10 protein-coding genes are annotated in these 15,546 nt (G+C 43.3%); 5 read left to right on the top strand and 5 right to left on the bottom strand.

Translation table 11 applies throughout. From position 1 onward, the window contains the following. Window positions 1-96: 96 nt before the first annotated feature. Window positions 97-2,643: a M14 family zinc carboxypeptidase gene (locus HWQ47_RS01425; protein WP_269969431.1), complete on the top strand. Its 2,547-nt coding sequence runs from the start codon at window positions 97-99 to the stop codon at window positions 2,641-2,643. An 81-nt stretch (window positions 2,644-2,724) separates the two neighbouring features. Here HWQ47_RS01425 and HWQ47_RS01420 read toward each other — a convergent pair whose 3' ends face one another. Further along, entirely contained in the window at window positions 2,725-3,447 is a 723-nt protein-coding gene (locus HWQ47_RS01420; protein WP_326515485.1) for a ComF family protein, read from the bottom strand. 71 nt (window positions 3,448-3,518) lie between these two features. Here HWQ47_RS01420 and bioH point away from each other — a divergent pair, with 71 nt between their 5' ends. Together bioH and HWQ47_RS01410 are read left to right on the top strand one after the other, a co-directional pair. Then, window positions 3,519-4,295: a pimeloyl-ACP methyl ester esterase BioH gene (bioH, locus tag HWQ47_RS01415; protein ID WP_269969429.1), complete on the top strand. Its 777-nt coding sequence runs from the start codon at window positions 3,519-3,521 to the stop codon at window positions 4,293-4,295. Between the two features lie 59 nt (window positions 4,296-4,354). After that, a complete protein-coding gene (locus HWQ47_RS01410; protein ID WP_269969428.1) occupies window positions 4,355-4,864 on the top strand; it encodes a hypothetical protein in 510 nt (169 codons plus the stop codon). Here the strand turns inward: HWQ47_RS01410 and HWQ47_RS01405 are convergent. From HWQ47_RS01405 to greB, 4 genes are all read right to left on the bottom strand, one after another. Next, a complete protein-coding gene (locus HWQ47_RS01405; RefSeq protein ID WP_269969427.1) occupies window positions 4,861-6,819 on the bottom strand; it encodes an LTA synthase family protein in 1,959 nt (652 codons plus the stop codon). The two genes, HWQ47_RS01410 and HWQ47_RS01405, sit on opposite strands and share 4 nt — an antisense overlap. A 182-nt stretch (window positions 6,820-7,001) precedes the next feature. Further along, window positions 7,002-9,341 carry a Tex family protein gene (locus HWQ47_RS01400; RefSeq protein WP_269969426.1) on the bottom strand — a complete coding sequence of 780 codons (2,340 nt, stop codon included), beginning with the start codon at window positions 9,339-9,341 and terminating at the stop codon, window positions 7,002-7,004. A gap of 158 nt (window positions 9,342-9,499) precedes the next feature. Then, window positions 9,500-10,387 (bottom strand): class I SAM-dependent methyltransferase, encoded by an 888-nt coding sequence (locus HWQ47_RS01395; RefSeq protein WP_269969425.1) that lies wholly within the window; start codon window positions 10,385-10,387, stop codon window positions 9,500-9,502. Next, window positions 10,380-10,865 carry a transcription elongation factor GreB gene (gene greB / locus HWQ47_RS01390; protein WP_269969424.1) on the bottom strand — a complete coding sequence of 162 codons (486 nt, stop codon included), beginning with the start codon at window positions 10,863-10,865 and terminating at the stop codon, window positions 10,380-10,382. Before greB ends, HWQ47_RS01395 begins: the two co-directional genes overlap by 8 nt. A 613-nt stretch (window positions 10,866-11,478) precedes the next feature. On the opposite strand from greB, the gene HWQ47_RS01385 reads away from it, so the two are divergent. Continuing rightward, entirely contained in the window at window positions 11,479-14,319 is a 2,841-nt protein-coding gene (locus tag HWQ47_RS01385; protein WP_269969423.1) for a TonB-dependent receptor domain-containing protein, read from the top strand. A gap of 79 nt (window positions 14,320-14,398) precedes the next feature. Continuing rightward, complete coding sequence (gene nagA, locus HWQ47_RS01380) at window positions 14,399-15,538, top strand: N-acetylglucosamine-6-phosphate deacetylase (protein ID WP_269969422.1); 1,140 nt, start codon at window positions 14,399-14,401, stop codon at window positions 15,536-15,538. Window positions 15,539-15,546 lie beyond the last annotated feature (8 nt).

Genomic DNA, 15,546 nt, shown 5'->3' with positions numbered 1-15,546 from the left:
TAGTTCATATAAGGATCTATTATCCATAAAACATATGGAAAAAACAGCATCTAAATGCTAATTTAACGTTACATTACAAGTATAAAGACACTCACAATGTTAAGAGCTCTGCTTTATTTTTTTACGGTAAGCTATGTATTCATTACTCTGTCACCAGCATTAGCTGTGACCAGTCAAAATTTGAGCTCTGTCGCAAATCTGAATCCTCATTCCCAACTAACCTCACCAGAAGCATTCCTAGGTTACCCACTGGGAAAATGGCACCTGCGCCATGATCAGATCAATTACTACCTAAAGCAGCTAGCAGGTGAAAGCGACAGACTGTCCATAGAAAAAAGTGGCCAGAGTTATGAACATAGGCAACAACTCACCCTTGTTATTACCTCAAAATCAAACCAAGCAAACCTCAAAGATATTCTAGCCCAACGTAAAGAGGCTAAATCAGGTAAAAAGCAACATGGTCCCTTAGTGATCTGGCTGGCCTATTCTATACATGGCGATGAGGCCAGTGGAGCCCATGCTGCCTTAGCACTGAGCTATCAACTTGCCAACAGCAATGTGGCCTGGGTCAAAAAGCTGCTGGATGAAGCCATTGTGCTTATCACTCCGACCCAAAACCCCGATGGTTTTGATCGATTCTCTAACTGGACCAATAATTACCGTGGTCAAGTAGAGGTCAGCGACCCCCAACACAAGGAACACAAGCAAAATTGGCCTACTGGAAGAACCAACCACTATTTTGCCGATCTCAATCGAGATTGGTTGTTTCTACGCCACCCGGAATCTAGAGGTAGAGTCGCCCTTTTTCACAAGTGGCAACCCCACTATGTGGGTGATTTCCACGAGATGAGCAGTAACAACAGTTATTTTTTTCAACCCGGTGTTCCTGAAAGAACTCATTCCTTAACACCTGAGAAAAACCAGCTTTTAACCGAGAAGTTAGCTCAATTTCATCGCCAAGCTCTCGATAAAAAACAACAGGAATACTTTAGTCGTCAGATATTTGATGATTACTTCTATGGCAAAGGGTCAACATACCCAGATATTAATGGCTCCATTGGTGTTTTATTTGAGCAAGCAAGTCCTAAAGGTCAAACCTTGATGACAGAAAATGGCAAGCTTAGACTAAGCGATGCCATCGATAACCATCTAACCACTTCTATATCTAGCCTACGTGGAAGTTTAGCCCTCAAGAGAGAACTACTCGATTATCAGAGCCAGTTCTACAAGGATAAAGACAAAACACAGAAAAAAGGGCGACAATTAGGTTACTTAATCGGAACACTAAATAATGCTGGCAGAATAAAAGATCTCGCCGACTTATTTAAACAGCACAACATTGAGTTTTACTATCTAAAAAAAGAGACGACTAAGGGAAACAAAAAGTTTTCAGTTAATAGCAGCCTTTTCATTCCTCTAAATCAAGCACAAAAAAGCTTATTAATCGCTATGTTCGATAGCCGTAACGAATTTGTAGACCCCACGTTCTACGATGTATCGAGCTGGAACCTAGAGCATGCTTACCATCTAGATATGATAAGAGATGCCAAGCTAGATCTTAGTGATCTATCACCTCAGGCACCAAATAATGATAAGTTCGAGGCCGATCGTCAAGCCGTAGCATTGCTCATCAATTGGCAGCAAGATGAAGCAGCTCCAGTGCTGCAACAATTGCTTAAGGATAAAGTACAGGTAAAGTTTGCAGCGATTCCCTTTACGGTCAAAATTGACAATAAAGAACATGATTTCCCTGCTGGCAGTTTACAGATCCCACTTAAACAGGCCAATGTCTCTAGCGAAATGATCAAGGCTAAGATAACGAGCTTAATGACCCAGACTCCTTTGAATATCACCGCAGTAAACAGCAGTACAGCAGTAACAGGAATAGATTTAGGCAGCCCAGATTTTCATTCAATTAAGCCTATTAAACCTTTAATCGTCACCGGATATGGCGTTGATGAATCAGAAGCGGGAGAACTCTGGTATTACCTAGATACTAAACTTGGCTCGCCTGTCACTTTAGTCGATGTCACCCGCCTATCTCGACTACCACTGAATGAATACACCCATGTGATCTTACCTGATGGCCATTACTCATCATTAGATGAAGTATTCGCCCGAAAACTAGGCTTGTTCATCAATAAAGGGGGGATCGTGATCGCTCAGAATGGCGCCTTAAGCTGGCTCAATAAAGTGCACCTATTAAAAGCCGAATTAAAGGAACCTCGCTTCTTTAAACTGCTTTTCGACAGCAGCGACTTAACGTTTGGCGAAAAAGAAAAACTCACGGCTCGTCAATCCATAGGGGGAGCTATACTCGAGCTCACGCTAGATAGCAGCCATCCACTGAGTTTTGGAATACCTAATGCCCGGCTGCCCATACTAAAGAATAAAGCACTCGGACTTGAGGATAGCGCGATGCCTTTCAGTGTCGTCGCAAAATATGCTGAACAACCACTTTTAAATGGTTACCTGGCTAAAGAGTACCAGCGCAGCTTATCTCAAAGTCCAGCCATCTTAGTCGAACCTAGAGGCAAAGGAGCTGTTGTCGTAATAGCCGATAACCTCATGTTTAGAAATATTTGGTTAGGCTCTGAAAAGGTTTATGCCAACGCGCTCTACTTTATTCCCGCATTACACTAATACATAAATAAAAAGCAGAGATACTCTAGTTTATCGCTGCTTTTTATTTTCGACTCCAAGCTTGGAGTAACAAGCTATTGGTTAATCCAATAACCCAGGTGCCTCGGCTCTGGCTAAACACCAAACCTGCACATGGATATGACGTTGCTCAAACATAATAGCGATCTCTTTCACTGTAGTTCCAGTCGTCACCACATCGTCAATTAATGCAATTCTCTGATAGAGAAAATCATCTGTAAGTGTGAATGCCGCCGACAAATTTTGACGTCGCTGCTTACCTGTAAGTCCAGCTTGTGATTTAGTATCTAAAATACGTTCTACACCTTGAGCCACTACCGGTATATGAAGTTGCTGATGAATCGCATCAGCAATCAACCAAGCTTGATTAAATCCACGCTTTCTTTGGCGATTTGGATGTAAAGGTACCGGTACCAGTACTTGGGGAAGTTGCAGCATGCCCAAGGACTCGAGCTCCAAAATTCGATTAACCAATGCTTGAGACAAAACAGGCAGCGCTGCAAATTGTCCCTGATATTTCATTAACCCTATCCACTCACCTAAGCCCTGATGATAACTACAAGGGGCGATAATGCTAAGAGGCAATGTCTTCATACATTGACCACAAAATTTAGCCTGAAGCTGCATAGTGCAACCACAACCTTGACATATAGGCTGCTGATATAGGCCGCTATTGAGGCACACAACACACAGCCCCCTCGACGGTAGAGAGACGCTTTGATGGCACATCAGACATCGATTGGGTAAACTGGCAGAAAGCCACTGCATTAACTTCATAAGTACTATAAACCTGCTTTATGTATATGATATGCCCATAGCGCATTGGATTATCATTTAAGTATTAGGAAGTCGACTCCATGAATTCAACCTTACATGTAGAATCTCTTGGCCAAGGCCAAGAGATAGTCATGCTCCATGGCTGGGGCATGAATAGCTCAGTATTCATGCCGCTTCACTCTGCTCTCTCTGAGTATAGAGTTCACTATGTCGACCTGCCCGGTTTTGGGATCAGTGAAGCAATTGATGGCGACTTAAATACCTGGGTTGACGTTATTACGGCAAGGCTACCTAACAAGGCTATCTGGGTGGGGTGGTCACTGGGAGGCTTAGTCGCAACACAAGCAGCTTTGCGATTCCCTGAGCAAGTGACAGGACTCGTAACTATCGCTTCCTCCCCCTGCTTTATGGCTCGAGAAGATGAATCTTGGCCGGGGATCCCTCCTCAAGTATTGGCACAGTTCTCCACTCAGTTACAAGACAATATAAGTAAAACAATCGAACGATTTCTGGCGATCCAAGCCATGGGAAGCTCAACGGCAAAAGAGGATATCAGACAACTTAGGGATCGAGTCCTCTCAAAGCCTTTACCTAAAGGTTCATCGCTACAACAGGGACTGGAAATGTTAGAGAAAGTCGATCTTAGATCGCAACTAACACAGATAGAACAACCTTGGCTCAGAATATGGGGGCGTATGGATGGACTTGTACCTAGGCGGGTACCAACTTTAATGCCGATCAATCCAGATCGTTATCAAGATTTAGTCCTTCAAAAAGCATCACATGCTCCTTTCCTTTCCCATAAGGATGAGTTCCTTGCAGGATTTACCGCTTGGTTGAATAATTTTACTCACTAGACACTTTATCTTATGCCTCAATACGGTTATTATTTAAGCATAGGTCAGAGGTAAATATCATGCTGGTTGTCACCAACTATCCCAATGTGCCCATCGCGACAACTAATGCCGCTACCGATGCTGCGCGCACAGATAATCTGCAAAGACCCCCAGTCATCCCACCGCAAGAGTTAACCAAAGGTCATGATGAACGCTCCTTTAATCCCCAACATGAGCGCACTGCGCAACAGGCTGATGTACTCGCTAGGTTAAATGAGAAAAATCAAGGTAAACAACAGGGCGCAGCCCAGCAACAGGAAAGTGCACAACAGCAAGTTCAACAGACGAAACCTGTTGAAGCTCTAAGAGTTAAAGATCTGCTTAGGGGTAAGCCGGCGCTACAAAGACGGGATATTCGAACTCAACAAGTTGATATAAGTATCCCCAAAACTGAAAGCACAAAAGAGACAAGGCCAACAATACTTGGTCAAGCACCAGAGTTTTATCGAATGTTTGGCGAATATATAGAAATATTTTATCAGCAGCAAGCCGAACCTAAGACTCAGCCTGCTGTTTCTGCACTAATTTAACGCTTCTCTCCATTAGATTCTGATCGATACAAGCCTTTCTGGTAAGCCATGCTACCCCATAATGCCCAACTTAATGCCGATTGCTTCATCTCATCACTCTGAGGACTCGCCGATAACGTCTCAGTATTTGAATCATATTTAAAGCCTACAGGATCACGCTCAGGTTGAAGGATCACCACATCATCGCCTCGAATGTAGGCCATATTCTTATCGTACTGCATCAAAGCGCGACCAGGCCAATCTTCACTGGTCTGGGTTAGATCTCGGCCCAGCATAGGGTAAGAATCAGAAACGCCGATTAAAGAGAGCAAGGTCGGGGCTAAATCTATCTGGCTAACAACGCGTTTATCATGCTTCACCTCGATCCCCTCTCCTAAAATAATACCAGGGATCCTAAAACGCGGAATAGGCACTAAGCTTGCTCCACCCACTCGGCTATCGTGATCCGCAACCACTAAGAAGATAGTATCTTTCCAATAATTCGATTTTTTTGCCAGTTTAAAGAACTCTCCCACTGCATAATCGGCATATTTAGCGGCATTATTACGTGTCTGTTTAGGTTGTTCATATAACTCAATTCGATCATCAGGGAACTCGAACGGATCGTGATTACTCGAACTAAACACTAAACTAAAGAAAGGCTTACCTTCACGATAAAACTGTTCAAACTCGCTATTGGCTTTATGCATAAGATCTTCATCAGACACCCCCCAAGATCCGACAAAGGCGGGATCTTGAAAATCATTTTCTTCAACGATGTCACTAAAGCCATTACCTAAGAAAAAGCTCTTCATATTGTCAAAGTGGCTCTCACCACCATAAACAAATTGAGTCTCATAACCATGGTTTTTTAATAGTTCAGCAATCGAGAAAAAGCCATTCTGACTCTTTCCCAACTTAACCACAGAGCGAGCTGGTGTGGGAGTAAAACCGGTAACTACAGCTTCAATTCCCCGTACTGAACGCGTTCCTGTCGCGTATAGATTCTCGAATGACCAGCCCTCTTTAGACAACTCATCTATATTCGGCGTCAAAGGTAAGCCACCTAAGCTCCCCACAAATTGGGCTCCTAGACTCTCTTGTAAAATGATAACCAGATTTTTTGGCTTACCTTGATAACTTGCCTGATTAAACGACATGCTTGGTAGCTCTTTGGAAGTAAACGCTTCCACAAGACGACCACTGTCACGGCGAACATTGTCAATAACGGCTTGCTCATCCATATGACCATAAATTTCTGCTGCGTGCGCTTCATTTCCCATCTGGTTAATTGCAAAAATTAAAGAGTAAGCTGAATTGATCACCAATGAATTAACTAAAGGATCATCATTAAAAGCAACCATGGCAGGATTTAGAGGACGATGCCCTAAGGTCGATCTAGCCCCCATTAAGGTTATAGCTATCACAATCAATGCCATCACTGGGCGCCAATACCAACGTGGGTATGTCAGGTTTTTAAGCAGAGCACCGCTTAGTTTCCAGCCTCCCCATAACGCCAGTCCGCTAACAAGTCCCCCTAAAAGAAGTTCAAATTTACGTCCGCTCCACAACATGGAGAGAACTTCTTTCGGATAGATAAGGTATTCTACATAGAGACGGTTAGGACGAATGCCATACTCTTGAATAAATGACGGTGTCGATATCTCCAAAAACACGATCAACCATAATCCTAACGTTAACCAGACACGTAAGATCTTGTTCCATGACCGTCCGATAAAGTGTTCACCTGAAAAGATAGCAGTGCCCAGTGCAGCGATGCCCCATAGCCAACACAGACTCGCAAAATCAACCCGCGCCCCTTGTATCAACAGATGTGACCAGCCATCTACGGCCGCAACACGATCGGCTTGCCATATCCCTAAGCCAATGCGGCTAACAGTCAGAAAAATAAACGCAGTAACGCAAAAGATGAGAATAGAGCGAAATGGCCCTAAATGTGAGTGTCGAAGGTTCATAAATGTTCCAAAATTTTTATCGACCCACTTATTAGAGTCTATATCGACTCATATTGACATATTCAGCAACATTTAGTTCAAAAAAACCAACCTAAAGCTTCACGCATGCACATAGAATGTGAATTTTGATATAAAAAAACCAAAGCCGTTACCCGCTCTGGCTCAATAGTTTCAATTTGTATCTACTTTTTGAGTTTAGCCAGCGCATCGGCAAAAGCATTACCCATTGCAGCGTTTGCTGGCTGAGTCTTCTGCTTAGGGCGGTTTTGTGTTTTATTACCAGTGTAAGACTTACCACCTGAAGTAGAACTTGGGCGACTCGCAGACTTCTCTCCCACTTTTTCATCAAGACGCATGCTAAGGGCAATACGCTTTCGCTCTACATCAATCTCCATCACTTTGACTTTGACCACGTCACCGGCTTTTACAATCGTATGAGGATCGCTAACAAATTTTTCAGTCAAAGATGAGATATGCACCAAACCATCTTGGTGAACGCCTATATCCACAAAGGCACCAAAATTAGTCACATTGGTCACAACGCCCTCTAAAATCATCTCTGGCTTTAGATCTTTGACCTGCTCTATGCCCTCTTTAAATACAGCTGTTTTAAACTCGCCACGTGGATCTCGACCCGGCTTATCTAACTCTGCAAGTATATCGGTAACGGTTGGCAGTCCAAAAAGGTCAGTAATAAAATCTTCTGCTTTTATACTTTTAAGGAGTTCAGAGTTACCCACTAAGGTCCCAATTGCTTGCCCTTTCGCCTTAGCAATCGACTCAACCAAAGAATAAGCTTCTGGATGAACTGATGATGCATCTAATGGGTTAACACCATTAAGAATACGTAGGAAACCAGCTGCCTGTTCATACGCCTTAGGGCCTAAACGAGCAACTTTAAGCAACTGCTTACGCTCCTTAAATTCACCATTATCATCACGGTAAGTGACAATATTTCTCGCCAACGTCTTATTTAATCCTGCAACTTGTGCCAGTAAAGGTGCAGATGCCATGTTCAAGTCGACCCCGACACTATTTACACAATCTTCCACTACATCTTCTAGTGATAAAGAAAGCAAGCTCTGACTCACATCATGCTGATATTGTCCGACACCAATAGCCTTAGGCTCAATTTTAACTAATTCAGCAAGCGGATCTTGCAAGCGACGAGCAATAGACACAGCGCCTCGAATCGAGACATCCAGATCTGGGAACTCATTCGCAGCGAGTTCAGAAGCCGAATAAACCGATGCTCCCGCTTCGCTAACCATAATTTTGGTGATTCTAGGCAGTTCATTTTTCACGCTAGCAATAAGTTCAGCAGCTAATTTGTCTGTTTCTCTTGAAGCAGTACCATTACCGACAGCAATCAACTCAACTTTATGGATTTTAGCTAAATTAGCTAAGGTGCGAACTGACTTATCCCACTGATTCTGAGGGGCGTGCGGGAAGATAGTCGTATGAGCGACAAACTTACCTGTATTATTTACAATCGCGACCTTTACGCCACTTCTTAATCCAGGATCTAAACCTAATGTTGCCTTCGCTCCCGCTGGAGCCGCCATCAATAGATCGCCTAAATTACGGGCAAACACTTTAATAGCTTCGGTTTCTGCCATCTCACGCATTTTAGAAATAAACTCAGTTTCCATCTGCAAAGCAATCTTTATTCGCCATGTCGCAGTAACAACGGTTTTCAGCCAAGCGTCTACATCACTACTGCCTAAATTTAGCTTAAAGTGATCGGCAATAATCACTTCACAATAGCTACCTTGCTTAGATTCATTGCTTGGGTCTGCATTCATATTTAAACTAAGCACCCCCTCATTACGACCACGAAGCATAGCCAATGCACGGTGTGAAGGGATCCTATTCAGCGGCTCAGTGTGCTCGAAATAATCTCTGAACTTAGCGCCCTCTTTCTCCTTTCCTTTCACCATTTTACTTTCAAGGACGGTATTCTGGCTTAGGTGCTTCCTGACTTTTTGTAACAGTGCAGCATCTTCAGAAAAACGCTCCATCACGATAAAACGTGCACCATCGAGTACTGACTTAGTATCAGCAAAATTAGCTGCTGCATTAATAAATTTTTCAGCTTCCTGCTCTATATTTACCTGACGATTATTCAGCAAAAAGTCGGCTAAAGGCTCGATGCCAGCTTCAATGGCAATCTGCCCTTTCGTGCGACGCTTAGGCTTATAAGGCAAATAAAGATCTTCCAGAAGCGTCTTACTGTCAGCATCAAATAGTGCCTTTTTCAGTTCGGGAGTCAGTTTTCCCTGAGTGTCGATGCTCGACAGGATAACAGCACGTCGCTCATTCAAATCTCGCAGATATCCCAATCGGCTATGCAATGTTCGCAGCTGAGTATCATCTAACCCTCCAGTGGCTTCCTTACGGTAGCGAGCGACAAATGGAACCGTAGCACCATCATCTAACAAAGCGATGGTAGAGATGACTTGTTGCTCACGAACATTCAGTTCTTGAGCTATGATTTGGGCGATATTGTGCGTCATTTGCATAGGAAGTAGTGCCGAGCCTAGAGTAAAAATCGTAGTGGCGCCCAAGATAACACAGGCTATATACCCAAACCACTTCAAAATGCAGGATTAAGCATCTCATAAAGTGACTAAGTTCAAGCAATGAAATAGCAGAGTTCAGGCATGCTCTTGTATCGCAATTAACGCTTTCTTGCCAATACCCTATGCTCAGGCATACCTCTGCGGTTTATCAACACTTCAAAGCCATGTTTATTCAATAAAGAATCGATATCTTGCTTGTGCCAGGCTGGTACAAAGGGCTCATAAACATGACCTGCAAGCCATTTAAAGTACAGGCCAGTAAAACCATACCCTTTAAACATCTGCCACCAACCAGCCTTAAATTGAATAAATGAAGGCTCGCAGATCGCCAATAAACCGCCATCATCGAGTACACGATGACACTCATTAAGTGCTTTATCTATATGTTTTGGGGGTATCTCATGGAACAAAAAGCTAGCGGTAATACCATCGAAGCGCTTATCGGCAAACTGCAGATCTTCGGCTAAACCTTGGACAAAATGAACCTTAGGATTTGCCTTGGCTGCATGCTTCAACAAGTAGGGCGAAGGATCTAATCCCCAGACCTCCTCAACGCCTCGATCTTTTAATGCCGCGGCCATCTGACCACCAGCACAGCCGATATCAAGTACAGATGCGTCTGAGTCAAACCAGTAAGCCATCTCTTTGCGCACAGGCTTCATCTTGCCTAACATAGTGCCATCAAACGTTCTAATATAGCCTTGGGTAATATGGTTTGAAAAATTACCATTAGGAATGCCGTGAAACTCCTGCAGCAGATATTTAGGCAGCAGCTCTTTACTCATCACACTATCAGGGAAATCATCGGGCAACTCTATTCGACCATTACCTTTTTTTAACATAGAGCACCATAAACGCCCCACATTTGTCCAAGTCTTAAAATTAATCTCGTCAGCCCAAGTGTTAGGTAACTCTATGCTGTCCCAATCGAGAACAAGCGGGTCTTTTACTCCCTCTTTAGCACTAGCTACCACAGGCTCACTCATCCTTAAACGCCTTATATTGGATCTTATTCACATACCACGCCTTAGCTCCTGACGGCGTTTTAACGATAACATCATCGTCAACCTGTTTACCGATAAGCGCACGGGCCATAGGCGAGTCGATAGTAATGTAACCTAGCTTAGTATCCAGCTCATCTTTACCGACTATACGATACTGAACAATATCACCAGCTTCATTTTCAAGTTCAATCCACGCTCCAAAAAAGATCTTACCTTCTTGCTGAGGTGAATAATCGACAATAGTGAGATTCTCAACCCGTTGCACCAGATAACGAACCCGGCTATCGATTTGTCTCAGCAGACGTTTGTTATAAGTGTAGTCCGCATTCTCTGAACGATCTCCTTGGGCAGCCGCCTCTTGCACCTTTTTGGTGATCTCCGGGCGGTACTCTTTCCACAGGTATTTGAGCTCTCTATCTAAGGCCTGCCAGCCTTTCCTTGTGATCAACAAAGCTTTCATTATTATCTCAATTTTTACAACACGCGATACCGTGTAAAGAAATGACAGCGACGAATTTTATTTCGTCAAATTATCCTTAAATCCAACAAACATAACATGGATCTACTGTCGTCTTATTTTACACAAAATATCAGCAGAAAAATGGTTTGTTTTATTAGATTGAAGTAAAGTTATACAATCGAATAAAAGGATATATAAATCAGCTCCTCAAGATAATTTCATCCCCACCAGTCACCCTTTTTAATCCTATATTATCTCCAACAAAGCCGGTGATTAAACACAAGCAGGGCAGTCAATATCGTGCTGAAATGGTCATCATCAGCTCTAATTTACTCGATTATTTCTTGTGCAATTATTTGATTATTAACCATTAAAATTCCTTGCCAAATCCACAAAGCAAGCTTATTTACTTAGAAAACAAACAAATACAGCATAGCTGGCAATTAGTTAGCATTAGGTTAATTAAATTGACATTTAAAAAAAACCAATGGCATACTGGTATAACACCTTAAGAGTGTGACCGCTTTATTGTAATTCAGTTTCAAGTGATAACAGTGTCGTATGCGGTAAGTAGAAATAGCTCAATTAAAATAATTGATAATAGGATTTAACTATGACCTTACCAAATGCTTCAACTTCACCTCAAAAACGTTTTATAACATCACTGTTGGCCGTTGGCATTGCGTCTGTGACAAATCAAGCTCTTGCTGTAGACGGTGTGGAAGACAACGTTGAACGTATTGCAGTAACAGGCTCTCACATTAAAAAGGGAGACTTTCAATCTGCATCCCCAATAGCAATACTCGATGAAAAAGATATTGAAGGAGTCGGCGCGGTCAACGTTAGTGATCTTCTTGCTCGCATCCCTTCGATATACGGTGATACCACCGGTGCCAGTTCAAATATTAGTGAGCAAGATTCAGGCCTAAATACAGTCGCATTGCGTAATTTAGGCGCTTCGCGGACCTTAGTCTTAGTCGATGGCATACGCTACGTATCTGGTACTTCCGCAGGATCGGGATACGGTGTCGACCTCAACTCTATCCCTTTGTCTATGGTTTCACGCATTGAAGTATTAACGGGTGGACAGTCTGCTTCCTATGGCTCAGATGCCGTTGCAGGTGTCATTAACCTTATCCTCAAAAAAGATTTTGAAGGTGTCAGCTTCAAGGCTCAAATAGGCCAATCAGCAGAAAGTGACAAAGATAAGTCAGATCTAGAACTGACGCTAGGTACCAATTTTGAAAATGGTAACGCTTGGTTTTCTGTAGGCTACTCTAGCGATGACGGCTTGATGGCAAGTGACCGTGATTATTCTCGAGTACATAAAAGTGCAGTCGACAGTGACGGCGACGGTATCTTAGATACGGCTCAGTTTGTTGGTTCATCACATATTTTAGGTGGCCGAATTGGAGGCTATAAAGGCGATGGAACGCCTTTTGTGCGGACCGCCGATGTCGAAACATCTGACGCTTTTAACTTCCACGAATACCGCTCGATGTTGGCCCCCACAGACCGTATATTCGTTGCCAGCGGGTTGAGTTTCGATATCAATGAAAGATCACGTGCAAGCTTCAATATTAACTATGCTCGAGTAGAATCAACAACCTTCTTCGAACCTATCCCATTAGATACCCGTAATGATGTATTCAAGCTATCTAAGGGTGGCACGACAGGCATTGATATTGCCACCCACCCTTGGTTTGCAGGTACAAATTTAGGTAACAATTTACTAAATGATGGCATAACCAACTTAGACGACGTCAGCCTTACTTTTAGACGTTTATATGAGTTTGGTGGTCGAGGAGCTGAAAACACTCGCTCAACATTTCGTATAGCTGGAAATTATGAATATGATTTAACTGACAATATCTACCTCACCTTAAACGGAACTTATGGTGTTACCGATCAATATCAAAAAAATAACGGCGATATCAACTTAGACAGGGCACGTAGCGCATTAACCATAGAAGAGGATGGATTTGGCAGTTACCAATGTAGTGATGATATCGCCCGCATCCAAGGTTGTGTTCCCTTTAATCCATTCAAAATTGATGGAATCTCTCCTGAAGCGGTTGACTATCTTGCCGCTGATACCAATCTATCAGGGACAGTTGAGCAAACTGTTGTAACAGCGATTGTTGCTGGAGATATAGATTTTGCTTTCAGCGATGATGTTGACTCTTTGGGTTTTGCCCTCGGTATTGAATACCGTAAAGAGGAGGGTAAAGAGACACCAGATCCACTGCGCCAGGCAGGGATTGTTCGAGGAGCAAAGATTGCGAAAACTCAAGGTTCATTCGATGTCGTTGACGCCTTTGCAGAACTCCATGTTCCTATTATTGAGCAACTCAACTTAGACTTTGCTGTCCGTGTTGGTAACTACTCTTCTGTCGGAAGTATCACCAACTGGACAGTTGGCTTCAATGCTCCAGTACATGAATCACTCCGTTTCCGTGGTGCAATCGCTACGGCAGTACGCGCCCCCAATGTCAGCGACCTATTTGCAGGAGGAACCGCAACAGCCGCCTTCGTTTTCGATCCTTGTGATGGTATCGATAATAGCTCCAGCGGAAATATTGCTGAAAACTGCCGTTCGATTGCAGCAATACAAAACCGTATCAACACTGACGGTTCATTTACTTTAACTCAGGTAGAACAACAGAATACTTCCGGTCTTTTGGTTGGCTCTCCGGACGTAAAAGAGGAGACCGCAGACACCATAACCTTAGGTGCTATTTTTACACCTGAGTTCCTTGATGGTCTTTCAGTCTCCGTTGATTACTATGATATTGAGATAGACAACGCGATTACCAATACAGACCGTACCGTGATCTTAGATCGCTGCTACTCAGCCAACCCAAGTCAATTTGATCCTTTATGTGGCGGCAATGTAGTACGCGATGGCCGCTCAGGGGCTGCACTGGAAGTCAATTCAGCTTCCGGCAACGAAAACAAAATTGAAACCAGTGGGTTTGATGTAGAAGTTGCCTATGAAACAGGGCTAGGCAATGGCGAGCTATACGTTGGCCTAAGCGCAAACATTCTCGGAAAATATGACATTACAGGTATAGAGAGTGGCGACACTCAAAGTCTTGCCGGGGAGATAATGTACCCAGATCTTAGATTTAATATTAACACCTCCTACACCTTAGAGAGCTTCAATGTCTACTGGCAGTTACGTTACTGGGATGAAACCAAAGACCGTAACGATAATAGCAATATGACTGAAGAACTTAACAGCATAGATTCCGCAATTTATAACGACTTACGTTTTAGTTACAACATTTTAGAATCAACCAACCTATTCATTGGGGTAAACAATATGTTTGATGTGCAGCCTCAAGAACTCACTGCAAACCACAAGTATCAACAGGCAGGAACACTTACTAACGGAAGTGCTTTTAACCTAACGGGTCGCGAGTATTACGCCGGCGTGAAGGTACATTTCTAACCTATGAAGAGTCGATAAATAAAGAGGGAGAGGCTTATTTTCTCCCTCCATATTGTCCAATCCTATCCGAGAGTTTTTAATGATAACAACCCTTATCGCTGACACGCTATTCGACGGTAAACAGCTCCATATACAGCGACCTGTCAGTTTTGAAGATGGCCGGATTATCGCTATGGACACGGTTAGAAATGCCAAAGAGTACCAGCTAGATGGCTTATTAACTGCTGGATTTATCGATACACAGGTCAATGGCGGTGGAGGAAAACTCTTCAATCAAACGCCAGAGCTAAACACGCTAATCACTATGGTTAAGGCCCATGCCCAATTCGGTACTACATCAATGTTACCCACACTGATCACCGATGAAATAGGCAAAATTGAACAAGCAGCAGATGCGGTTAGTTTAGCCATACGAGAGAAGACATCTGGTATTATCGGCATCCACTTTGAAGGCCCACATATCAGTACTGCCAAAAAGGGGATCCACCATCAAGATAAAATCCGTCCATTAACGTCACAAGAGATGGATCAATATTGTCGCGATGATCTAGGGGTAAAACTTATCACTTTGGCACCTGAATCCGTTGATAGCTCAACGATAAAAACACTCGTAGAGCATCAGGTGATTGTCAGCCTTGGTCACTCAAATGCCAGTTTCGATCAGGTTAATCTTGCCCTAAAAGCGGGAGCGAGTGGTTTTACCCATCTATTTAATGCCATGTCCCCCATAGAATCACGAGCACCAAATATGGTTGGTGCAGCCCTACTCGACCCAGACAGTTGGTGTGGACTTATTCTCGATGGGCACCATATCCATCCAGCATCAGCCCGCCTTGCTTATCAAGCAAAAAACGAAGGCAAAATAATATTAGTGACCGATGCGATGTCAACCATAGGCTCACCGCAGACCCAGTTCTATTTCGATGGTCATGACATCGAATTAAAACACAATAAACTCACCAGTAAAACGGGCTCATTAGCTGGTTCGGCACTGACTATGATCACTGCAGTAAATAATGCCATCGCTATGCTACACGCTCCTGCATCACAAGCATTGAATATGGCCAGCGCTTATCCGGCAGAGTTCTTAGGCTTAAACGAACAAAAAGGCAGTATAAAAATCGGAAATATAGCCGATTTGATTCTGTTAAATGACTCACCTTCCACCACTCCAATCCACATTAAAGATGTGTGGATTGCAGGCTCACAAGTTTTTTAAAGAGGCTT

The organism is Shewanella sp. MTB7, from assembly GCF_027571385.1.
Taxonomy (GTDB): domain Bacteria; phylum Pseudomonadota; class Gammaproteobacteria; order Enterobacterales; family Shewanellaceae; genus Shewanella.
Note: the sequence above shows the minus strand (reverse complement) of the source record. Positions and strands in the feature narration are given on the sequence as shown.

Bases quoted from the DNA above. Each gene is read 5' to 3' on its own strand.
- HWQ47_RS01425 (WP_269969431.1), top strand. From the start codon at position 97: ATGTTAAGAGCTCTGCTTTATTTTTTTACGGTAAGCTATGTATTCATT.
- bioH (WP_269969429.1), top strand. From the start codon at position 3,519: ATGAATTCAACCTTACATGTAGAATCTCTTGGCCAAGGCCAAGAGATA.
- HWQ47_RS01410 (WP_269969428.1), top strand. From the start codon at position 4,355: ATGCTGGTTGTCACCAACTATCCCAATGTGCCCATCGCGACAACTAAT.
- HWQ47_RS01405 (WP_269969427.1), bottom strand. From the start codon at position 6,819: ATGAACCTTCGACACTCACATTTAGGGCCATTTCGCTCTATTCTCATC.
- HWQ47_RS01400 (WP_269969426.1), bottom strand. From the start codon at position 9,341: ATGCAAATGACGCACAATATCGCCCAAATCATAGCTCAAGAACTGAAT.
- HWQ47_RS01395 (WP_269969425.1), bottom strand. From the start codon at position 10,387: ATGAGTGAGCCTGTGGTAGCTAGTGCTAAAGAGGGAGTAAAAGACCCG.
- greB (WP_269969424.1), bottom strand. From the start codon at position 10,865: ATGAAAGCTTTGTTGATCACAAGGAAAGGCTGGCAGGCCTTAGATAGA.
- HWQ47_RS01385 (WP_269969423.1), top strand. From the start codon at position 11,479: ATGACCTTACCAAATGCTTCAACTTCACCTCAAAAACGTTTTATAACA.
- nagA (WP_269969422.1), top strand. From the start codon at position 14,399: ATGATAACAACCCTTATCGCTGACACGCTATTCGACGGTAAACAGCTC.